Below are 21107 nucleotides of genomic sequence, written 5' to 3'. Positions count from 1 at the left end.
TACTGAATTTTGCGACTTATTTAATCTCAATAGCGGCGCCGTAGAATTTTGGTTGGGTGTTTAGTATCATATCAATAAATACTTTTACCCGAGCTAAATATTCTCTTACATGAACTTTTAGCCCTTGACTTGCAGAAACATCTTTAGCATTGAAACCAATGGCATTCAAGCCTTTTTGCTTTGCAATATAAATTGCTCTTTCGTTATGGAATTTTTGAGAGATAACCGTTACGTCATCTAAGCCAAAAATAAACTTTGCCCTGAACATAGAATCTAAAGTTCGAAACCCTGCATAGTCTAAGAAAATAACCTCTTCTGGTATACCGGCTTTTACTAAGTCTTTCTTGAAGGTGTCTGGTTCATTGTAATAGATGCTGCCATTGTCTCCGCTAACTAGTATAAATTTAATCTTACCCGCATTGTAGAGGGCTTTGGTTGCGTTTATACGATAAGTGTAATAGGGATTAGGAGAACCGTTGGTTAATCGATTGGAGGTACCTAAAACGAGACCGACTCTATTAGCAGGTACTAATGTTACGTCTGAATACGTTTTGTCTTCTGCGGTACTTGAAATAATACTATTACAGGCAAATATGATTAGAATTAACGCTAATAGTAATAACCCTGATATTTTTAGTATTTTTTTCAGCATGCATTTGTAATGATAACTAAAGTTAATGAATAACTGAAGACTTCAATTTGAAAAGTATATAAAATAAAAAACCCTTGAAAATCTAAAGATTAACAAGGGTTTTAGTACTCGAGGCGGGAGTACCCTTGTTTTTAAACGTCCTTAAATCTTTTTAAACTCTTAGGTACTACTGTATATATTATTACTAAATTGGGTTAAAATTTATTTTAACCGATTTAAATATGGTTTGGTTGCCCCTTTTGTAGCCCTATTTAATCAGTTTTAATCTAATACAAGATTAATGCAAGTTACATTTCATTTAAGGAAAGACAAAATTGGAAAAGGAGGTTTGGCACCTATTCGCATGGTGGTGGCTTCAAATGGTTTTAAAATCTTCAAAGCTGTAAAGAATGTTAAATCATCTATAGCCTCATGGGATAAGAAAAAAGAACGGGTAAAGAGCCCAAAGGCAAATGAGCCTTATAATAATCATATTGAGTATAATAAAATTATAGATGACTTAGATAGTAAGTTAAAAACATTGAATAGATATATTCTTTTAAATGAAATAGTACCAGACAAAGCGTTCATTTTAGAAAAGCTTAATTCTGAAACAAAAATTGAATTAACACACTCGTTTATTTCTTCATTTGATGAATTTATAGATTTGGGCAAGCTTACAAAAGCAGAAAGAACTGTAAAATCTTATACCACAGCCAAAAATTTCTATGAAGAATTTGAAGCTTATACAGGTTATACGTTACGATTTGAAACTATTACCAATGAGTTTTTTGAAAAGTTGCAAGAATATTGTTTTACAGTAAAAAATACAAAGAATAATTACTTCGCTAGATTGGTTACTACTTTGAAGACTTTCATGAAATGGGCTTTAGAGAGAGATTATCACAGTAATATTTCATTCTTAAAATTTAAAGCTCCTGAAGAAGAAATTGAGGTTATATATCTTACTTATGAAGAATTGATGTCGCTTTACAATTTTAAATTTGATTCTGATTCATTTAGTCGAACTCGTGATATGTATTGCTTCGCATGTTTTACCGGACTTAGGTTTTCGGATATTAGAAATTTAAAAACTTCTAACGTTTACGAAAATGAGATTAAATTTAATATTCAAAAGACCAAAACAGTTGATCATACAATACCATTAAACAGTTTCGCAAAAGCTATTCTAGATAAATATAAGGGTACGCTCAATGAACCGTTACCGGTTATTAGTTCTCAGAAATTCAATAAGAAGATAAAAAAGGTTTGTGAAAAAGTTGAGATTAATACGCAAACTACTACCACAAGATTTGTAGGTAGTAGAAAAATAGAACACACACAACCTAAGTGGAAATTAATAACGAGCCATACGGCAAGAAAAACATTTGTAACTAATAGTTTGATTTTAGGGATGAAAATACCAGTGCTTAAGTCTATTACCGGGCATAAAAAAGAACAAAGCTTTAGACGTTATGTAAATATTAGCGAAAATTTAAAGCGAAGTGAAATGGATAGTACTTGGGATAAGAAGTAACTAAAGAATATTTAGCAATAACTATAAATGGAAACCAATTCAAAAATTGATTTAATAAAAAATGAATTAACCAAAATGGGATTGGTAGACCGATTTTTCTATTTGGTTAATGAATTATATCTTGAATATTTCAGAAAGTTGGATATCGTGAATCCTATTATGGAGTGGGAATATTTTGATTTAGATGATAAATGGGAGGAAGTTGAATTAGATGTAATAGCTATTCGTGAACATGCTGTATGGTCTACATTTTTACAATCTTATGGTGATACAAAAATTAAATTATTTATACTATCAGAGATTAAATTGTTGACGCATATTTTCAAGCAGAAGTTTAGCTTTGAATTATCTTATTTATATAACAGAAACCATTCTAAAAATTATTATTTGTCAGGTAATCCTGAGTTTTTGTTGTTATCTCCATTTTTCTATGATGAATCTAATCTTGAGTCTGCTTACATTCATGAGCTTGCAATAAGCGAAGTAGAGGATAGAAAATATTTACTTAAAAAGTATGAAGCTGCTATCTCTGAAATCAAGTACAGATTAAAATCTCAATATGTATGGGATGCAGGTTTTGAAGACAATAGAGCTACGATTGTTGATGATATAGTTTTTCCGGAGCGAAGTGTTATTGATTTAAACAATCTTACTTCATTTTTAAAGGAACTTGCTGAAACACCACTTAATAAGATTTCTTATACATTCAACCAAAATGAAGAGTATGAAGAAAAATTAGTTTTAATTGGTTTGCATCCTGAGGTTTTGGTCAAACTATTTAGCCAAATTCTTAAAAGAGAAGAAACAATCTTAATTCGAAATTTCGTTGCACATAGTTTTAATTACAATTTTAAAAAATACTCATTTCAAAAAGATATAACTAAAGAAGTTTTATTTCTGAATAGTAAAGAAGATACGATAGTTATTTGTAAAACTATTCTACTTCTTACAGCGCTAAACTTCATTCAACCTGAAGGTGCTTCGTTTATAAAACGAGTATTAATAAATGCTCTTAAAAAACAAAAGAAAAATACTAGAGTTTGGCTTAGTGATGATTTAAGAAAATATATTTCTGAATGGATGGAGTTAAGTGTAAATGATTTAGTTAGGGAAATTGGTTTCTCATCCAAAGAAGATTTTTTGAAATATATAAAGAATTGAGTCATTTTAATTCCATTTTTAAAATATTGAGCAGTTCCCGGCTTTGGATGGGAATTATAACGTAACGAGTTGTAGGATTCTTCTTAACTGATTATTTTAGATATTCCAACTAATACAAATGTTATGATAATTAGTCACGAAGAATTTCAAAAAGCTAGAAGAATTAGCAGAGCTATTCAAGAATATTTAGAGCAAACTGGCTTGCATGGTATTAGAAGTACTGATGTTTATCCTTTACTAGCTAGAAAAGGACTAATTCAAAAGGATAGGCATAATGGCGCTCATTTTAGAAAATACTTAATACGCCTTCATAAAAGAGGGATGTTGAATCTTATTCCTCAATGTCAGGGAAGTAAAAACAAATCGAAATTTTATGAGTGGCGATTTTACAGTATACCTAATAGTAAGGTGAAATCGAATATCAAGTCTATAAACGCTGATAGCCCAATTGTTCCAGAAATAACAGAAGCAGAGATAGACGAATTAATTTTAAAGTCAAAATCTCAGATAGATAAATTACCTAAAATTGAAGAGTCTATCTTACCACCACGGGCGATAGAAATAAGGAAAACTTACCCTAGAGCTTATGAAAAGTGGACAGAAAGAGAATTCGATATTATGATAAGAGCTTTCATAAAATTCAAGAATATCGATAAAGTTGCTGAGCTATTGAGAAGACAGCCGAGCGTGGTTAAAAAAACAATCAAATTAAAATTACGAAAAGGATAAATTACAAATGGATAAAAAAATTATAATTGCAGGTGGAAGAAATTTTAATGACTATGATTTTTTAGAAAATTCAGTATTAAATTTTATTTCTAAGTTTGACAAAACGGATATTGAGATTGTGTCTGGGGGAGCTAAGGGTGTTGATGCTTTAGGTGAGCGGTTTGCAAAAGAGCAAAATATTGAATTTGTAATTTTTCCTGCTGATTGGGCTAAATATGGAAGGTCTGCAGGTCCTAAAAGAAATGCTCAAATGGCTAAATATGCCACACATCTTCTTTCTTTTTGGGATGGAAAAAGTAAAGGAACCAAATCAATGATCAATCTAGCTAGGAAGAACGATTTAGTTGTTGAAATTATTTCAATAGATTAAATAAAAAAAATTTACTTGAATAAGCTTGTTTGAGAAACTATTTGTTCAATCTTTTGAAAAATTGGTTAATAATTATAGTTGCATTAAAACTAACTACCAAATAAATTACTGTTATGAACGAAAAGTTTAAGGGCGATAGAAGTAAATTTTCTAAAGAAGATTTAAAACTATTTGATGATGTGGCAAGTTTGGACATTAATTATTGCACTTGTTATGGTATTGATGAAGTGCATCCAGATTTTGCTCTTTGTGGTAGATGTGAACTGGTGGTTCCCGGAACCGATGAGTCAATAATTAAAACCTTGGTTAGTATTACAGGAAACTATAATTTATTAAAATATAAAAAATAAATTTATCACCGTCTATAATTTCTGTATCGAGCTTAAATATTGCATAAAATCAATAATTCGCATTTTGTGGTGTTAATTCCTTATAATATTTCTTCTTTTATAGTAATTGTCTATGATAATTTTAAATATTATTAATATCAATATTACCTGCATATCTATCAAGTGTTTCCCCAGCTTTAAAGTGCCCCTTTCCAATTATTTTGTTGGTTTTGAAGTCTAGTTCAACTTCAATAAAAAAATCATATAGAGCGTACAAGGAGAACTTTTCTTTAAGTTCGATATGATGAGTTAAGAATGTACCATTTTCCCAAAGATCGGTCCATTGTTTCTCATCCGTTAGCATCATATATTCATAAAGACCCATAGTATAAAAATACAGTTTATAATAGTTGGAAGGAATCTTTCAACCTATTTGATTTATAATATTTTATTTATTTAGTTATATGGTTTTTCTTACTATTTTAAGAACTTCAATTATCTGATGATGAAAAAAAGGAAAATGAAAAGAGTTTTGGGCACTTCAGAACAAGGGGAGAAGTTACTTATAAAAAATGCAAAGAAAGCTCTTGCTTACGACACACTTTATTCCAAAACTCAACTTTATAAGCTTTTACATCACCTTTCGACAAAAAATAAGAATCCAGTAAGAGATATTGTGAATTTATTAATTCGGCAAAATTTTATTAAAAAAAGCACTTACGGAAATGAAATCAGATATAGCTTAATTTTAGAAGTGAAAATGACTGAAAGTAGAGAGTTAGAATTAAGAAGGTTAGAAAAGTATAAAGAAACATCTTGGTTAACCAATCTTAATGGAGATTTTAAAAGAAAAATTAATTAACTTTAGTTTTCATATAAATAATCCTTTATATAAATTTTTAACATGTTTAAGTGCTTGATTTAATCAATGACTATTTTATAGAAAACCCGATAGGGCTTTCGTAAGTAGTTAAGAACCAGTTATTAATTATACAGTTGTTATATTGCAGTTTTATATTTTCTTTCCAGAAACGATACTTTATATATAATTCAATTCGTCTTTTGATATAAAATCCAAATTTGAAAATATCTCAATATTTTTATTAAGATTTACGTTTGTTTCTTGAGATTCTATCATTTATTTAGTCCTTTCAAATGCAATATCGCTAATCTTAATAGTTCTTTATCCATTTGTTACATCGTTTAAAATGATTTTTGCCGCACCAATATAATAATCAATTTTCGCAACTGGAATTCTTTTGATTGATGTTAAAAAAGGACCTGGTTGGATATTAAGATTAGCACCAAAAGTGGTGTTTACTACAAGTTTATAATTTGTATAAGTTGAACGAGCGCGGTGAGCAACGTGATTTCTTACCTTTCTCATTTCTTCAAATGTTGCACTATGGATAATCAAATTCGTTCTATATGGTTCGGTGTGAGGAATGACTTTTTTGATACTGTCTTTAATGTACTTGGCATTTGTCCAAGAAAGTCGCGTAGGTTTTGCTCTATTGAAATTCATAAATTGATTTTCCGCATCAATTGTACTCTTACAATTTATAAACAAAGTGGGAGAAGTACCATTTCTATAGGATGCTTGGCAAGCTAATTTCATTGCTGTTTCCTTTAAAGAAATTTCGATTATTGAAAAAAGTCTTAGTAGAACTACTTCGGCAACAAAATGTTGAAATTTAGGCTCTAGTGAAAGTGAATCCCTTCTATAATTTTCTAGAATCCTTATGTCATTAATAGCTCTGTCGTATGTTACACGTATACTTGGTGACGCCATTACGAGATATAAGAGACAATATAATCGTGTCGGGTTTGCCGTTGAGTAGAACCTTGTGTTGTCGAAGATGAAGCATTATAAAACTCAATATCTCTCTTATTACGTTCACTTACAGGTGTATCACTATTGAAAATATCATCTATTTTAAATAGACCATTTTCTAATTTCTTAGAATCGATTTTATTGGTTCCTAAAAAGTCAAGAGCAATCATAAGTGAAAAGAATAATGGAGGTCTTCTAAATATTGTTTCTTTGATAGAATTAGGTTCGATTTTAATTAATAAATTAAACACTTTATCCAGTCTTTCTGATATTTCACTTGAATTATCAAACTCCACATCATACTTTTTGTAATATTTATTTAATTTGCTGGCGCTATAGGCTGTCAAACCATCAAGATAGTCAATTATTATATCTGACATGAATTGCACCTCGCTCATACGCGCGATGTCATTTGAAGTGAAAATCTTATAATTTCTCCAAAACTCAAGTCTTTTGACAGATTCGGTAACACTTAATTGCTTGAAATAACCGCTAAAATTGGCATTTCTCTTTTCTTGAGCGTTTAGTGTTTTAGCCACGGAATTTATCCTAGCGAAAATATCAATCACATCTGCATCTGTAGCTCCCTGTAAATATCCGACTGGAATCGGAGTTAGTAAAAAGCTTTGTTTCTGTAAAGAGGTCAAATTGCTATATTTAACTCTCTTTTGAGTTTCTGGTAAAATAGCACTGAACTCATCATTGCAGAAGGACAAAATTGCTCTTGAACGTTGTTGACCATCAACAACCTCCTTAAGGCTCTTACCTTTTTCTAAGTCGAGCGAATGTCTAATGTAAATCGCAGGAATAGGTTTTCTTTCAAAAAGAGTATTTATTAAATAAGATTTTTGACCGTCATTCCATACAGACCGTCTTTGATACCAAGGATTTAAATTGAGTTCGTCCTTTTTCTCAAGATTAATCAGATCTTGGATAATTAATGATTGATAATCTACTCTTTCCATGCTATTAAATATAATATTTTACTTCATTAATGCTAACGAAATTGTATAAGATTAGTTGCGTTCTTTATGCACTAAAGTTAGCTGATGTATCACAGGTATAAAGTCCTCTATAAAGTCCTCGTACTCGTAAGAAGGCTAGAACTCGCAATTAATTTATTAAGTACTTGACTTTCCATAATTTAATATTATTCTTTCAGAGACTTTTCTGATTAATAATAAATACTGACTTAAATTATCATTTGAAATTACTGTCGTGTTTTTTATTGGATATGAACGATTAGAGTGAGTACATTCACATCTAAAGTCATAAATTATATTTGCTAATTTTTGGCAATCTTTTAATTCACTTTCCTTTTGAAATAGTTTCATTTCAAAAAGCAATTCAGATATTTCTTTATTTACTAAAAAATATGCCTCATCGTGAAGCTCTCCTTTGAAAAATTTATCAAGTACAAGTTTGGTTTTGTTTCTGTCATTTTTATCCTTGTTATATCTGTCAACTATATCAATTATTGCACCTATATCTTCATTCTTTCTATTCGAAAACCAATTAGATTGAAGAATTCCTTTTACGTCCTCAATTGTTTCATATTTATAGACTTCATCAAAAATACATTCCAAAACTTGAAAATATGCCAAATATTTAAATTCACTATCGCTCATATTAACGGCTCTGTTGTAATATGAAACTAAGTCAGTATCATATTTTCCATAAACTACTGAAGTATCCTCTACATCTTCAATTTCTGGTTCTTCGTGATTATCAAAGTCGTATTTTTCCAAATCGCTTAAATCGATGGTCGATAGTTTTAAGTTATTTTTGTAGTGTAAATCGAAAAAAATTGAATTTAAGATTTCCATATAAGCTTTGTCTAAATCTTTTTTTTCGGATAATTTCAATTGAGTATTCACAGAATAGATTTTTAAACTTCTAAAATAATGTGCATCAAAACCCTCCCAAAGTATATTATTCTTTAAAAAAATTTCGAAATCTTTAGATATTTCTCCAATTTGGTAATGAATCTTATTTTCTATGTTTCCTTGGGTTGGTATTTCAAAATTCTCATCATACCAAATAGGTGAATATGTAGTTATGTCAATGACTATTTCTTGATAATCTATTTTTCTTATGTATTGCCCTTCTTGATATTCATAACTGAAAAAATTAGTTACTATTTCAACAAGTTCATCATCTGTTTCATCTTTTCTGTCAAATTCAATTTCAAAATCAAAATCTGGGTGGTTAACGAAGAGTCCATCAACTGAAATTGTAGCAATTATATCTTTGTGAATTTTCCTGAGTTTCGCTTCTAAATCCATATTTTTTTTTGGTGTTGTGCCTAACGTGCTTGTTTATGAAACGTATCCTGTAAAATGACGCTTACCTTTCGAATAATACACACAAACCTCTCGGAAAGTATGTAATATTTATGTTTTATATAAGTAGTAATGGTGCGTTTTTATTTCAGCAAGTCTTCTAGTGTGCTAATCTTTGTATTTTGTATTAATTGCCGATTATAAATCATTTCTGGCTCAGTCATCATTTTTTCAGTAAATAATTTACACTTGCTTAATATTTTATTTGATAATTCAAGAATTTTAGGGTGTTTAAGGTCAGAGTCTTCTAATATTTGATTAATATCACTAACAAGTCCAAAAGATAAGTCTATGGCAGTTTCAAATGAGCTGGTTAAACCAACTATAAAATCTTTTCTTTCAGTAATCTTGTCGTCTCTAACCTGAAATTTTTTCAAAATCATTTTGGCGTTCGCTCCGTATAGATTATAATATGCCTTCCAATATTTTTCTTCAATGTCCATGTCCTCTCCGTCTTCGTCTTCGATAAATTTATTTAGTTTGTTGATAATTCCGTTGTCGAGATTTTCTATTGCATATCTAAACGAATTGAAATTTAAGTCGTGAAGAAACTTATTTCGAAAAATCATTTGTAATTCTAAATTGAAATGTTCCTCTTTGTTTAAGACATTTATATCAAAAAGTAAGTCAATTTTGCTTTTAAATGGAATTCCAGCTTTATTTCCAAAATTCTTTGTTTTTTCTTTATCAAAAATCGCCAAATATCCAATCAGAAGTCCGTTTATGCCATCTTCAATAAAAAGAGCATTTTGTAAAATTTTCGACCTTAAGTCAATATTTATTTTGTCATCCATTAAACTTTTTTTTGAGCAAATGCCTTTTTTTAAATGCACTTTAACAATATGTTTTACATATCCTTCCAAGATAAGATATATATAACACATTTTTTATGTTGAATTCTAAATTGATGCAGATTAAAATGTCATTTTATAATATTCTGTAAGTAGGTTAGGGAACGCGTTAACAATATTTTAGCTAAAGAGAAATAAATTTTATAGATATATTCAGGAACAAAAAAAGGGTCATATGACCCTTTCATCTTTCATTGAACTATGCTTTTCTCGGGTGATTACTATGCTATCCACAAATCTTATTTCGAAGTAATTACAGGCTATTTCTAGTTTTTTACTCACGGCAATATCTGCCTCTGAGAATCTTGTTTGACCACTAGGGTGATTATGAACCAGTATTATGCCTGTAGTAGGTAACATGATAGCATCTCTTATTATAGCTTTTACGGGCACTAAACTAGCCGTGTCTGTACCAGAACTTGCATGATGAATATTAATTACTCTATTTTCATGGTTTACATGAATTACTTTGACAACTTCATGATCGTCCATTACATTGTCAAAGTAAGGTCTAATAAAATCCGCTGCGTCTTCTGAACTAGAGATTTTCTGTGCTCGTTTTTTAGTTCGTTTGTAGTTTATGGTTAACTCGCCTACCAAATTCTTGTAAATGGTCACTTTTTTCATTTTAAATGATTTTTAGATTGAACAATATTTGCGCAATCACAAGTGGTAGTAAAATTTCAGCTCTAAAGGAAACGGAATAAATAAGAGCGAAACATGAGCCTGGTTTATGCTGTAGTCTTTCGATGGGAATATTTTGCGTGCTTAACTTTGTGTAGATGTTGTTATGATATTCTTTTTTAATATTAATTGTTAATAAAGCTTAAGAGGACTTAGATTTTACTCAAATCCAAACAATAGATAGATCTAAAATGAGTTTAGTTATAAGCTCAATAATAAAAAGTAGAAATGATGATTATCAACATTAATTGAATTAATGTTAATTATCTACATACAATTTATGATAGCGCCATATTTATCGGAACAGAAACATAAATTCATGGATTCAACAATTGGAATTATTTTAATCGGCTTTGTATTATTTTTTGTAATAGCTGAGTTGTTTGGTAGAGGTAAGCATATTGGAAGATGGTGGGCTTTTGCCTTGTTGTGTGCAGGTTTTATACCTGGTCTAATAGCGATAGCTGTTAGTCCATCAGCTAAAAATGAACCATCCAAACCTAATAAATCATATAAAATATGGGCTGTAATTTGTTTAATTCTTGGAATAATTAGTCTAATCGGGTTAGTGATATCCAGAGGTGAGAATGGTCATTTATTTTTTGTCTTTATAATTTTAGGATTTTACTTGATGAATTTATCTAAAGGTTTGATAAAAAATCATGACCCAAAATTTTATTTTCAATTAATTAATGAGTCAAGGGTTAATAATAGTCGAATATTTAGTGGTAGTAGTAGTAGTAGTAGTAGTAGTAGTAGTAGTAGTAGTAGTAGTAGTAGTAGTAGTAAAAAAAATGTCAGTAAACTAACAATTCAAGAACAAAAGCGAAGTTTAGAAATCCTTAAAAATAAAGGTATTCTTAGTGAGTTAGAATATCAAGAAAAATTAAATATAATTAATGAGCAAAGTGTAAATGATAAAATTTCTAACCTGACCGAGTTTAAAAATTTAGAAAAGGTATATGAAAGCGGTTTACTCACTAAACAACAATTTGAAGAAAAAAAGGGTAAACTTAGATTTGACTATAATCATTATCTCAGTGTTTTTGGAGAAAATAAGTTTCCAGAATTTAATTGGGACTTATACAATGCTTTGAAAGTTAATCGTAAAATAAATTCTACAGACTATAATAAAAAACAATTATACGGAAAATGGAAATTCAATAATGGTCAAATATTTTTTTACCCTAATTCTAATGCACATCGTGATAATTTAAAGTTGACCTATGAAAATGGTAATAATAGAAATGGGAGATGGGAATTGAATGAGTCTACGTTAGACATAATCTTAGATGGTAATTTAGTAGGGGAAAAAATTACTATGAAAATTCAGGAATTAGGTTCTCATATCTTTATTTATTCAATTAACGAAAGAGGATATAAATCGGTAAGGGATACATCTGAGAATAAGAATTCATAAGTGTAAAACTGATTAAATTTGTAACTATAAAGTATCTATTAGCGGTTGTAATCATATTTATCAGGTATATTCCTAAAACTTTTAGGGCTACCAAATTCTTTAATTTCGGAGAGAATTTCCGACTTCCAATCATTATCATTATTTACAACGACCAGTGGCCAAGAAATCGCAATACGCACGTAATGAGGAGTTATATCGAAAAAAGGAATATTTCCGCAAGTGCAACTTGGCTGAGGATTAATTTGTTTGCCTATCCTATATGTAGTTTCACAGATTAGACAGGTGGATGAGTGATTATCACTCTTGAATGTTTTTATCTCCTTTTTCATTTAGATACAAATTTCATTTTAATTTGGCTTTAGATATTAGTTAATATCTTATAAAACTGATATAATGGCTATTATGATTAAACCAAGAAATATAATAATGGCTTGTTGGTTCATTTTTTTTATTATGGATTTATGGTAGTCATCTAAGTTCTTGGTAAACTCATTTCTAAAGACTTCAAGCTCCTTTCTTAAGACGTTATCTATTTCATTTTTTAATTCTTCCATTTTGATAAGCTTTTTGTGATAAATAAGGAATTAGGGTTTATAAATTAGTTATTCCAATTGGCTAATTGTTCTTTACTAAACAAAGGTCGCTGTCTTGGAACTTGCTTATCTTTATCCCTCTGCATGCAAGTGTCTTTAAAATCCTTTTCTCCACCTTCCCAAGCTATCTTGTCTGCTTCTTCATTTCGTTCTCTTAACAATCTATAATCTGTCTGCCAACATTTAAATCCTTCTTCATGTAGGTCTAAGTAATCAAAATCTTCAAATCCAAATTTATCTATGTAACTCATGTTGTTGTTTTTATGGTGTTAATATTTATTTTTTAGTTATTTGAAAATAGCAGTAAAGAGGCAGACTTATGAAATATGAAATTAGCCAAAAAATGCTTGGTTCAGATGAAAGCCTTATTACTAATGGTGAAATTATCCAAAGCAAAAACAATGCTCTGCGTACTATAGCTGTATTTAATATCATACTATTAAGCTTTAAGTCGTTAAATGTTAATCAAACAATGTCTTTGCCACGTTGTTTATTGCTATATAATTATTATCTAAATCAAACTGGGTTATTGCATTTGATAGTTTTCTAATTTTCGTGGCATTATAGTTTTCTTTTTTAGCCTTTTCTTTTTTCAATTGTATATGTTGATTGTGAGATTTTTTATCACCTATTATGGAATAGAATTCACCAGGCTTAAGTTTTAGCAGTTCATTACTAGTAACAGTGTACCTTTGTTGTATACTTTCAGCTTGACCATTATTTATTTTTATATCGCCTACAGTTAAAAAATCAGATGATTTTCCTTTACTTTTAGTTTTGAACACTTTATCATATTTTCCAAATAGTTCTGATATTTGTTTCATAGATTCCACATTGGTAGTTCTGCCGTAAAATTGTGATCCTAGATTACTAATAATTGTTTGTGCTTTTTCTTTACCATATTTATCAAGAATCTGTGTATAATCTTGTGTAGTAAATACGGTAGCGATTTTGTTGCTCCTTGCAGTTGCAGGTATTTGCTCAAATTCAGGAATAAATAAAGTTGGTGCTTCGTCAAGAAATATCGCGCTTTTATGTCTATCAGCCACATTCATCTTTTTTAAGCAATTGTTTATTATCATTGATATAAGGGGCGCATAGAAGCTTGGCAGACTTGAATCGTTAACAATACATAATCGATTAGGTTTTTCTGGGTCATTTAATTCAGGCGAGAAATCGCTTTTAGATAAAATAAAGAACAACTCCTTTGAAGTGAATTTTGCAAGGCTACCTTGTAAAGAGCCTATTACACCTGCTACTTGTTTCTCCGCTTTTAATTCAATTACATTTTTAAGAGAAGATATATAAGGTAATGCCTCAAATTCTGTACTTATTTTTAAGATTACTTTATCTATGCTATTATTTGAAAGTCCTGCTATAATATGAGGGATGGTACAATAATCAGGTTTATTATTTTTTAGAAAAATTACAATCGAAGTAAAGAGGTTGATAGCTTCGTCTAAGAAGTAATTATTAGTCGTCTTTTTAATTGAAGCAGGATTTAGATTATAAAACAAGGTTTTAGTTAATTCAACTACTTCTGCAGTATTTCTAATATGCGATGGATTTAAAGGATTGAACCGATCACTTAATAAGGGTTCTTTAAAGTTTAATGTATTGAATTGATTTATATTTTGAGTTTCCATAACTTCATTTGCAAATGGAGTAAGTTCCCCTTTGAAATCATAGATGATAAAAGCAAAATTGTTTTCGATACATTGCTTCATCATGGGTTTTAATAAACTCTCTGTCTTACCGCTTCCGGCACCACCCTGAATATAAATTCCGGCAAAAGGATTTTTAATTTCTACATTTCTTTTTTTAGTTGCTAAAATGATATTTGATAATTCTTGTGATTTCTTCCTTCTTATAAATTTAGAGCGTAAAAAGCTAAACACTTTAGGTCTGTAAAAAAGTAACGAAAGCTTTATGATACTTACAGTTATTGCGAAAAATACATACCAGGTTATATTTATATTGAATAGTAAGCCTAAATCTAAAGTGGATGGTATAGAAGCTATACAGAGTACAAGGTATAGTTTGTACAACCATTTAGTTTTCCAATTCTTAAATAGCCTGAATGTTAACAATATGCTGATGATATAAGAGAATAATAGGTAAGACGTGATTTTACCGAATGGAGTTGAAATAAACTCATTTAGTCTGCATAATTCATATACTACATCCATATTAATTATATAGAAAAAGGAGTTCTTTATAAAATTAAATAGCAGAAATATTGCTCCTATCATTATTAGACCTAAGACGCTTTTACCTAAGCCTGAAGTTTCTTTGTTTGCTTCTGAAAGTGACATGTTATTGTGTTTTAAATTCCTAATTCGTTTTGTGAGTTTTGTGCTTTTTCGATTCCTTTATCCTTCTCGATTGTTTTTATGATTTTGGCTTTTTCAGAAGGATTACCATTTTTTAAAATATTTTGATTTTGAAATTTTTCTATTTCTTGTCGCTTGTATTGAAATTGTTGGTCAAAGGCTTTTTCATTGGCTTGAATCCATTCTTTTCGGTCAAAACCAACTTTGTATTCATTGCCTCCTATTTTTCTAGTTTTATTACGTTCATTAGCCATAGGCGAAAGCTTTAGCTTTTGAGTTTTATCTTTTCTTGAAACAATAAGATGAACATGGCTTTGTAACCCTTTTTTATATTCACCAGACTTAATTTTTCCTTGTTGGACTTCTTTATCTGTACCCTTATATTTTCTCATGTGCTCTACTTTGCCATAGTACACCAGATCTTTTCCAGTTTCTAAGCCCTTGTCCTTACGGTTAAAATTTTTCGCATAATTGTCCATAGCCTTTCTTGCATAGTCTTGTATAGCTTTATTATAGGCTTTGAATTCTTTAACGTTCAAATCTTTGATGTTCTCGATATTTTTGCCAGATACCATCTTTGCTATTTGCTGTTGTTCCTTTTCGCTAAAGCTGATTGTAGGAGCAAAAAATTTAGCGTCCTCTTTTCCTAATTTCTTTTTATTATTATCAATACTTGAAATGACTTCTGTATGACTAACATCAGATTTTTCATGATTAAAAAACTGTTGCTTCATAGATTCAATCTTCATTTTACTATCGTGGTCTTTTTCCTGATCAGACATCTTATCCAATTCTATATTTTCTTTTTCTAAATAGTTAGCTAAACTTGAACAAGAGCCCGTATTATTCCCTCCTGTGGAACTATGTGTTTTAGATATTGGCACAACTATTTTAGTATCGATTGTACTCTGTTCAACAAGCCCGTTTTATTTTTAGTATCTAAAAACAGAACTACCTCTAAATGCACCTGTCTTTGCTTTCTGATTTCCATGAGAATATTCTCGAGCTTCTCATTTGTTTCATTTAGTTTGGAGTTCAAAAAGTCTCTTTCTGCATGTACACGATCATTATTAGATTTTTGATATTGATAAATATCGGCTCGCATAGGTTTCAAAATATCTCGTTCTTGAACCTTTAAAAAAGAGACAATTCTATTGTCTAATTTTTTAACCAATATGGACGGATTATCCTTTAATGGTTCATTAGGATTGATACCAGTTTTCTTAAAAAACTGAATCATAGAACCTACTAATTGACCGAAATTAGAATTGAATTGAACTACCAATTTAGAAAGGTCCTTATGGGCGTTTTCATTAACTAAGATGCTTTTTTTAGACATGGTTTATATTTTAAAGTGCTTACTATCAGTTGAATAGCTGTTGTTTTATAGATATTCTATAAATGGTTATATGAATTAATAGAATTAAAAACCTGAATATGAGGTGTTTAGCCTCGCAGAGCAAGTCGGAGACAGGGGTATCGCCCCTGTCCGACTTGCTTTCTTTTTAAGAAACCTCCACTAAGTAGTCATTGACATCTTTGAAAGGTTCATATTTAGAAGAGCAATCCTGGGCAAAAGAAAATTTTTCCATTACTAGATTGGTTGTTCTTTTACCTGCATCATCGTTATCTAAGTAGCAATCTATATGGCTATATTTAGATAAAATTGTCCAGCAATTTTTTAGCTGTGATATGGAATTTAAAATCAAATAATCTTCATCTTTATTTCTTGTAAAAAGCTCTTTGTAGGATAAGAAATCTAAAAAGCCTTCGAACAGAAGTAGCCTTTGACTTCCATTATTAAAATGTGTCACTCCCTTGTTGCCTAGACATCCTTTAAAATATTTATTTCGTATTTCATAGCCGCTTACATCGTTTTTAAAAGCTATTGCAAAATAGGTTTTGCCATTAATGGTGTAATGAATTTCTTGGCAATAGGTCAATGCAACTCTCGCAGTAATACGTCTCATAATCAAATACCATAGTAAGACATCATTTTCCAAATCAATGACCTTTTCAATAGTGTAATTTGGTGTCAAATCTTGTGTGGAAACGGTCGGCTTTTGAAAAGAAAAACTATTTGAATTGCTTAGAAATTCTAAAGTTTCTTTTATGGTGTAACCAGAAATTTTAATAACTAAATCAATTACATTTCCACCGACAGCTTCGCCATGATCATACCAACGGTTAAGTTTTAAGTCCACTTTAAACGATGGCGTTTTCTCAGATCTGAACGGACTAAGAAACCAACATTCCTTTTCTTTTGTTTTTTTAGGATAGAACCCAAGTCTTTGTAATGTTTCTATAATTGATATATCTCTAGCAGTTTTACAGTCTAGGTTATTATTGTTTTCATTTTTCATGATTAATAGTGTTTTAAATTAAAATTGAGGTTTTGATGATAATTGTTGATATTAGCGGTATGAATGGGCTTTGCCTGGTTCATCAAATTTTCATCAATCATCAAAAAGCCCTTTTTTCTTCATTAGTATTTTATTGATGATAGTTTGATGATAAAATGATGACGATGTAGTTGATTGATTTTCAATAAGAAAAATCACTCTATCATCATTTCATCATAAATTTTAAGTATGTACTCTTTCTGAATGGTGAAGTATCTCCCTTTACGATCTATTTGAACAAATTCACCATAACTGGTATATTCAAAACCTTGATAAGAATTAGCATTGTTAGAAGGTGTTAGGTTCCATTTCTTTTTTAGAATCTTTCGAATATCATTCATGGCAAAATGCTTTTTGCGTGACTTGCCTAAATTCGAAACAACTTCTCTAGGTGTTACCTTTACTTGGTCTTTGACAAATGAATCAAACATTTCGTAGAACAAGAATATCATTTCACGTTCTATTTCATTATTATTTAACCATACCAATTTTTGTAATGCTTCTGTTTTAAGCTGCTTAGGTGTAAACCACATGCGAGTGGTCTTAGGTGTACTAAAAGGTCTATCGATTAAGTATTGAAGAAAGGCAGGTATTTCTTTGTAAAGCTTGCTTAAGTACTCGGTATCCTCTGTTTTAAAAGGTATCACCTTGCGAACCCAAAACCGTATCTCATCACTATCTATTAGAATGAAAGTGTCTTCATTGTTACTACATAGAATGAATTTGCCAAAGAATTCAATTTCTTCTCTGTCCTTTCCTTTAGCTTCAACTTTATCCTTATCTGTAGTAGATAGGTATTTAAGCCTTTCGGTAATTTCTTTTTTATCAAAGAAAACTTCATCTACAGCTATTATGGTTTTACTAGCCCAATCGGCATTAAATTGACTGGAGAAGCTATCCCCTTTTATATAGGTCATGTTCTCACCGAATATGGCTTTAAGCCATTTAATGAACGTACTTTTTCCGGTACCTCGCTCTTTACTTACCAAACATAGTATAGGTAATATCTGAGTGGGCTTCATAAAAATAAGCTTCAAGTAATCTAAGCCTAGTTCATGTTGCTCTCCAAAGATGTGTTTTACAAAATCTATAGATTTCTCTACACTACCTTTTTTTGGTTTTTGTGGCAACTCATGATAGGTATTGTAAAAAGTACCTAGTATTTGCTGATAGTTCAAATGATCGGGTATGCAGCAAAATCCATCTAGTTTAGGAATAACGGACAAATAATCTTTACCATGATCAGCTACTATAGTGTCCTTGTTCCAGCGAACCATAATGGGTGTGGTATCACCTGAAATTAATGGTTTATCAATATGTTTATGATAAACGGTTCCAATTCTTAAATAGGGTGCTTTCTTTTTCATAGCACTCTATTTTCTTGCAGACTTAACTAAACTGTTGTTCTTTCTTGCCAAAGCAAGTAGTTCACTTTTAGAAAAGAAGATAGATCTGCCTATTTGAAAATAAGGCACATGTCCTTTTTTCTTCCAGGCTATAAGTGAGGTTACAGAAATACCTAGAAACTGGGCAGCTTCTTTTTGGCTGAGGCGGTCTTCTTTGGGTAAGTTAGAATTGCTTTCAATAATTTCTGTTTTACGAACTTCATCGATTACTAAGCGAACGGTACGTTCCAAATCTTTTTTATTGAAACCAAATAGAATAGAGTTTGACATAATTGAACTTTATTTAGTGTTATACTTTACAAAGGTTCAATCTATCTAGAGTAATTAAAACCCAACTCAATGAGGTTGGGGGATTGGGGGAAACTGATAAAAGTTTTGAAAATTATTGAGAAGATATTAATGTTCTTAACATTTATATATCAGACTTTTAAATGATGCCATTTTTAGAAATTAACTCTGAACTATCATTAGTTATTATTATAAAATTTCCGAAGTGTTTTGAATATAATCAGAATATAAAAATTACTATTTACTAAATAGGTTTTTGCATTTTATGTAGTATGATTTTGCTCTAATAGATATGGCTAAACGAATAAACAATTAAATGGTTAGTACTTCTAGTCATCTATAACTTTAAAAAGATATTTGATCTTTTTTTAAAATTTTAATAAATTGAATTACGGGAATCCGTAATAATAACAAGGTTTATAAGGTTAATTTTACTGATGATGATTTTATAACCCTATCTAATTAAGTAAGAAATAGTTACAAAAAAAGATTTTTGTCTAGAAAATTTAAAAGAAAAATATACCAAGTATTGGGAATAAATAATTTGCATATTAGACAATATATTACAAAAACATGTGGTTTTAAAAGTGTGTTTTTTACTTTTAAAATACACAAAAATTAGTTCATAATAATTATGATTAAAAACCTCTCTAATAAATTCATCCCGGTAATTGATTTATTTGCAGGTCCAGGAGGCTTAGGTGAAGGATTTATGTCTTTAAAGGATAATCAAGGTAAATCTATTTTTGATATAAAATTATCCATCGAAAAAGATGAAAATGCTCATAAAACACTTTGTTTTAGAAGTTTTTATCGGCAGTTTGTGAAAAATAATAAAGTGGTACCTATTGACTATTATGTGGCTTTAAAAGAATCAGATTTAAAAAAAAGAGAACTGCTCATTGAGAAATTACTTAATGATTTCCCGGAAGGTAAGGTGGCTAGAGAAGAAGCTCGACTTATAGAACTTGGGTCTAAAAAATGGCCGTCAAATTTAGTAGATGACCTGATTCGTAATCAACTTAAAGGAAATAAGGATTGGGTTTTAATTGGAGGGCCTCCTTGTCAAGCTTATTCTAATGTTGGAAGATCAAGAGTTGGAGGTATCAATAAAGAAGATACTCGTGTTTATTTATATCAAGAATATTTGAGAATAATAAATAAACATTCTCCAGCAGTATTTGTTATGGAAAATGTACAAGGTCTTTTATCTGCAAATGTGGAGGGTGAAAAGGTTTTTGATTGGATGAAGCGTGATCTCAAAGTTGGGGGTAAATACACGATACATTCTCTTGTAAAGCCTGTAGAAAAAGATTCAGATTTTCTAATTAAGTCTGAAAAATATGGAGTGCCCCAAATGCGTCATAGGGTAATCGTTCTTGGGATTAGAAAGGATTATAAACATTTAGGAGAATTTTTAAAGGAAAAAAAAGAAATCACACTCAAGTCGGTAATTGATAATTTACCCGCTATAAGAAGCGGGTTAAATCGAAAATTTATTGGATACAATGAATTTGAATTAAATAAAAAAGGTAAACCAAAAAGGGACTATGTTAAAGTTGTCGATTCAACCAACAATTGGTTAAATGAAATGTCAACTAACCTTAATCAAATTAAAGATTGGGGGGAAATAGAACTTAATGACCTTTCAACTGGTCCAAAGAACATTAAATTAGGAAGAGGCGCGGAATTTATAAAGGCGAATAATTTGATTTCAAATAATCATGCATTAAAGAATTGGTATCTTGATAAGAATTTAAATGGTATTACTAATCATGAGTCCCGTTCACACTTAACCCAAGATTTAATTCGTTATTTATTTGCTAGCCTATATGTTGAAAAATACAATAGATTTCCAAGGCTTAAAGATTATGCTGGACATAGTCAAGATTTATTGCCAGATCATGCCAATGTAGATTCAGGCAAGTTTACTGATCGATTTAGAGTTCAAATTCCTGATAAACCAGCTACTACGATTACTAGTCATATATCTAAAGATGGTCACTATTTTATTCATTATGATGCATCACAGTGTAGATCATTAACAGTAAGAGAGGCTGCTCGAATTCAAACTTTTCCGGATAATTATTTATTTAGAGGAAGTAGAACTGCACAATACCATCAGGTTGGAAATGCTGTTCCACCTTATTTGGCATATCAAATTTCTAATATTGTTTTTAATATCATAAATAAGTGA

The 21107-nt window shown here is 30.2% G+C and carries 24 protein-coding genes; 8 read left to right on the top strand and 16 right to left on the bottom strand.

The window, feature by feature from the left end:
- Positions 1 to 16 precede the first annotated feature (16 nt).
- On the bottom strand, positions 17 to 652 hold the full coding sequence (locus ACJJVT_RS13275; protein WP_405399326.1) for a vancomycin high temperature exclusion protein: 636 nt from the start codon (positions 650 to 652) through the stop codon (positions 17 to 19).
- A gap of 280 nt (positions 653 to 932) precedes the next feature.
- Here ACJJVT_RS13275 and ACJJVT_RS13270 point away from each other — a divergent pair, with 280 nt between their 5' ends.
- The 5 genes from ACJJVT_RS13270 (at position 933) to ACJJVT_RS13250 (ending at position 4778) form a co-directional block, all read left to right on the top strand.
- Positions 933 to 2168, top strand: a complete 1236-nt coding sequence (locus ACJJVT_RS13270) for a tyrosine-type recombinase/integrase (protein ID WP_405399325.1) — start codon at positions 933 to 935, stop codon at positions 2166 to 2168.
- 27 nt (positions 2169 to 2195) lie between these two features.
- The gene (locus ACJJVT_RS13265) at positions 2196 to 3329 is read left to right on the top strand and encodes a hypothetical protein (protein WP_405399324.1); all 1134 of its coding nucleotides are present in this window, start codon (positions 2196 to 2198) and stop codon (positions 3327 to 3329) included.
- A 123-nt stretch (positions 3330 to 3452) separates the two neighbouring features.
- Positions 3453 to 4058 (top strand): hypothetical protein, encoded by a 606-nt coding sequence (locus ACJJVT_RS13260; protein WP_405399323.1) that lies wholly within the window; start codon positions 3453 to 3455, stop codon positions 4056 to 4058.
- 7 nt (positions 4059 to 4065) lie between these two features.
- Entirely contained in the window at positions 4066 to 4428 is a 363-nt protein-coding gene (locus tag ACJJVT_RS13255) for a DUF2493 domain-containing protein (RefSeq protein WP_405399322.1), read from the top strand.
- A gap of 113 nt (positions 4429 to 4541) precedes the next feature.
- On the top strand, positions 4542 to 4778 hold the full coding sequence (locus tag ACJJVT_RS13250) for a hypothetical protein (RefSeq protein WP_405399321.1): 237 nt from the start codon (positions 4542 to 4544) through the stop codon (positions 4776 to 4778).
- A gap of 121 nt (positions 4779 to 4899) precedes the next feature.
- Here ACJJVT_RS13250 and ACJJVT_RS13245 read toward each other — a convergent pair whose 3' ends face one another.
- Positions 4900 to 5124, bottom strand: coding sequence for a hypothetical protein (locus ACJJVT_RS13245; RefSeq protein ID WP_405399320.1), 225 nt, complete (start codon positions 5122 to 5124; stop codon positions 4900 to 4902).
- A gap of 153 nt (positions 5125 to 5277) precedes the next feature.
- Between ACJJVT_RS13245 and ACJJVT_RS13240 the strand changes: the two genes are divergently transcribed.
- Positions 5278 to 5619: a hypothetical protein gene (locus ACJJVT_RS13240; protein WP_405399319.1), complete on the top strand. Its 342-nt coding sequence runs from the start codon at positions 5278 to 5280 to the stop codon at positions 5617 to 5619.
- 321 nt (positions 5620 to 5940) lie between these two features.
- Here ACJJVT_RS13240 and ACJJVT_RS13235 read toward each other — a convergent pair whose 3' ends face one another.
- The 5 genes from ACJJVT_RS13235 to ACJJVT_RS13215 form a co-directional block, all read right to left on the bottom strand.
- Complete coding sequence (locus ACJJVT_RS13235) at positions 5941 to 6549, bottom strand: hypothetical protein (protein WP_405399317.1); 609 nt, start codon at positions 6547 to 6549, stop codon at positions 5941 to 5943.
- Entirely contained in the window at positions 6549 to 7556 is a 1008-nt protein-coding gene (locus tag ACJJVT_RS13230) for a DUF262 domain-containing protein (RefSeq protein WP_405399315.1), read from the bottom strand. Before ACJJVT_RS13230 ends, ACJJVT_RS13235 begins: the two co-directional genes overlap by 1 nt.
- Positions 7557 to 7712: 156 nt before the next feature.
- Positions 7713 to 8876: a hypothetical protein gene (locus ACJJVT_RS13225; protein ID WP_405399314.1), complete on the bottom strand. Its 1164-nt coding sequence runs from the start codon at positions 8874 to 8876 to the stop codon at positions 7713 to 7715.
- 140 nt (positions 8877 to 9016) lie between these two features.
- Entirely contained in the window at positions 9017 to 9796 is a 780-nt protein-coding gene (locus ACJJVT_RS13220; RefSeq protein ID WP_405399313.1) for a hypothetical protein, read from the bottom strand.
- 159 nt (positions 9797 to 9955) lie between these two features.
- On the bottom strand, positions 9956 to 10411 hold the full coding sequence (locus ACJJVT_RS13215) for a JAB domain-containing protein (RefSeq protein WP_405399311.1): 456 nt from the start codon (positions 10409 to 10411) through the stop codon (positions 9956 to 9958).
- Between the two features lie 376 nt (positions 10412 to 10787).
- Here ACJJVT_RS13215 and ACJJVT_RS13210 point away from each other — a divergent pair, with 376 nt between their 5' ends.
- Positions 10788 to 11888, top strand: a complete 1101-nt coding sequence (locus ACJJVT_RS13210) for a hypothetical protein (RefSeq protein ID WP_405399309.1) — start codon at positions 10788 to 10790, stop codon at positions 11886 to 11888.
- 38 nt (positions 11889 to 11926) lie between these two features.
- Here the strand turns inward: ACJJVT_RS13210 and ACJJVT_RS13205 are convergent, their stop codons facing one another.
- From ACJJVT_RS13205 to ACJJVT_RS13165, 9 genes are all read right to left on the bottom strand, one after another.
- Positions 11927 to 12217, bottom strand: coding sequence for a hypothetical protein (locus tag ACJJVT_RS13205; RefSeq protein WP_405399307.1), 291 nt, complete (start codon positions 12215 to 12217; stop codon positions 11927 to 11929).
- 48 nt (positions 12218 to 12265) lie between these two features.
- Positions 12266 to 12442 carry a hypothetical protein gene (locus ACJJVT_RS13200; protein ID WP_405399305.1) on the bottom strand — a complete coding sequence of 59 codons (177 nt, stop codon included), beginning with the start codon at positions 12440 to 12442 and terminating at the stop codon, positions 12266 to 12268.
- A gap of 44 nt (positions 12443 to 12486) precedes the next feature.
- Positions 12487 to 12732, bottom strand: a complete 246-nt coding sequence (locus ACJJVT_RS13195; RefSeq protein WP_405399304.1) for a hypothetical protein — start codon at positions 12730 to 12732, stop codon at positions 12487 to 12489.
- Positions 12733 to 12942: 210 nt separating this feature from the next.
- Positions 12943 to 14379, bottom strand: a complete 1437-nt coding sequence (locus tag ACJJVT_RS13190; RefSeq protein WP_405399303.1) for a type IV secretory system conjugative DNA transfer family protein — start codon at positions 14377 to 14379, stop codon at positions 12943 to 12945.
- A gap of 428 nt (positions 14380 to 14807) precedes the next feature.
- Positions 14808 to 15698 (bottom strand): DUF5712 family protein, encoded by an 891-nt coding sequence (locus ACJJVT_RS13185; protein WP_405399302.1) that lies wholly within the window; start codon positions 15696 to 15698, stop codon positions 14808 to 14810.
- Between the two features lie 2 nt (positions 15699 to 15700).
- Positions 15701 to 16153, bottom strand: a complete 453-nt coding sequence (locus ACJJVT_RS13180; protein ID WP_405399301.1) for a BfmA/BtgA family mobilization protein — start codon at positions 16151 to 16153, stop codon at positions 15701 to 15703.
- Between the two features lie 166 nt (positions 16154 to 16319).
- Positions 16320 to 17177 carry a toprim domain-containing protein gene (locus ACJJVT_RS13175; protein WP_405399299.1) on the bottom strand — a complete coding sequence of 286 codons (858 nt, stop codon included), beginning with the start codon at positions 17175 to 17177 and terminating at the stop codon, positions 16320 to 16322.
- Between the two features lie 194 nt (positions 17178 to 17371).
- On the bottom strand, positions 17372 to 18583 hold the full coding sequence (locus tag ACJJVT_RS13170; RefSeq protein WP_405399298.1) for a primase-helicase family protein: 1212 nt from the start codon (positions 18581 to 18583) through the stop codon (positions 17372 to 17374).
- Between the two features lie 6 nt (positions 18584 to 18589).
- The gene (locus ACJJVT_RS13165) at positions 18590 to 18892 is read right to left on the bottom strand and encodes a helix-turn-helix domain-containing protein (protein WP_405399297.1); all 303 of its coding nucleotides are present in this window, start codon (positions 18890 to 18892) and stop codon (positions 18590 to 18592) included.
- 652 nt (positions 18893 to 19544) lie between these two features.
- Between ACJJVT_RS13165 and ACJJVT_RS13160 the strand changes: the two genes are divergently transcribed.
- Positions 19545 to 21107 (top strand): DNA cytosine methyltransferase, encoded by a 1563-nt coding sequence (locus ACJJVT_RS13160; protein ID WP_405399295.1) that lies wholly within the window; start codon positions 19545 to 19547, stop codon positions 21105 to 21107.

The organism is Maribacter sp. Asnod2-G09 (assembly GCF_045063795.1).
Classification (GTDB): Bacteria; Bacteroidota; Bacteroidia; order Flavobacteriales; family Flavobacteriaceae; genus Maribacter.
Note: the sequence above shows the minus strand (reverse complement) of the source record. Positions and strands in the feature narration are given on the sequence as shown.

Coding starts and splice junctions, on each gene's coding strand:
- ACJJVT_RS13275 (WP_405399326.1), bottom strand. CDS start 652: ATGCTGAAAAAAATACTAAAAATATCAGGGTTATTACTATTAGCGTTA.
- ACJJVT_RS13270 (WP_405399325.1), top strand. CDS start 933: ATGCAAGTTACATTTCATTTAAGGAAAGACAAAATTGGAAAAGGAGGT.
- ACJJVT_RS13265 (WP_405399324.1), top strand. CDS start 2,196: ATGGAAACCAATTCAAAAATTGATTTAATAAAAAATGAATTAACCAAA.
- ACJJVT_RS13260 (WP_405399323.1), top strand. CDS start 3,453: ATGATAATTAGTCACGAAGAATTTCAAAAAGCTAGAAGAATTAGCAGA.
- ACJJVT_RS13255 (WP_405399322.1), top strand. CDS start 4,066: ATGGATAAAAAAATTATAATTGCAGGTGGAAGAAATTTTAATGACTAT.
- ACJJVT_RS13250 (WP_405399321.1), top strand. CDS start 4,542: ATGAACGAAAAGTTTAAGGGCGATAGAAGTAAATTTTCTAAAGAAGAT.
- ACJJVT_RS13245 (WP_405399320.1), bottom strand. CDS start 5,124: ATGATGCTAACGGATGAGAAACAATGGACCGATCTTTGGGAAAATGGT.
- ACJJVT_RS13240 (WP_405399319.1), top strand. CDS start 5,278: ATGAAAAGAGTTTTGGGCACTTCAGAACAAGGGGAGAAGTTACTTATA.
- ACJJVT_RS13235 (WP_405399317.1), bottom strand. CDS start 6,549: ATGGCGTCACCAAGTATACGTGTAACATACGACAGAGCTATTAATGAC.
- ACJJVT_RS13230 (WP_405399315.1), bottom strand. CDS start 7,556: ATGGAAAGAGTAGATTATCAATCATTAATTATCCAAGATCTGATTAAT.
- ACJJVT_RS13225 (WP_405399314.1), bottom strand. CDS start 8,876: ATGGATTTAGAAGCGAAACTCAGGAAAATTCACAAAGATATAATTGCT.
- ACJJVT_RS13215 (WP_405399311.1), bottom strand. CDS start 10,411: ATGAAAAAAGTGACCATTTACAAGAATTTGGTAGGCGAGTTAACCATA.
- ACJJVT_RS13210 (WP_405399309.1), top strand. CDS start 10,788: ATGGATTCAACAATTGGAATTATTTTAATCGGCTTTGTATTATTTTTT.
- ACJJVT_RS13205 (WP_405399307.1), bottom strand. CDS start 12,217: ATGAAAAAGGAGATAAAAACATTCAAGAGTGATAATCACTCATCCACC.
- ACJJVT_RS13200 (WP_405399305.1), bottom strand. CDS start 12,442: ATGGAAGAATTAAAAAATGAAATAGATAACGTCTTAAGAAAGGAGCTT.
- ACJJVT_RS13195 (WP_405399304.1), bottom strand. CDS start 12,732: ATGAGTTACATAGATAAATTTGGATTTGAAGATTTTGATTACTTAGAC.
- ACJJVT_RS13180 (WP_405399301.1), bottom strand. CDS start 16,153: ATGTCTAAAAAAAGCATCTTAGTTAATGAAAACGCCCATAAGGACCTT.
- ACJJVT_RS13175 (WP_405399299.1), bottom strand. CDS start 17,177: ATGAAAAATGAAAACAATAATAACCTAGACTGTAAAACTGCTAGAGAT.
- ACJJVT_RS13170 (WP_405399298.1), bottom strand. CDS start 18,583: ATGAAAAAGAAAGCACCCTATTTAAGAATTGGAACCGTTTATCATAAA.
- ACJJVT_RS13165 (WP_405399297.1), bottom strand. CDS start 18,892: ATGTCAAACTCTATTCTATTTGGTTTCAATAAAAAAGATTTGGAACGT.
- ACJJVT_RS13160 (WP_405399295.1), top strand. CDS start 19,545: ATGATTAAAAACCTCTCTAATAAATTCATCCCGGTAATTGATTTATTT.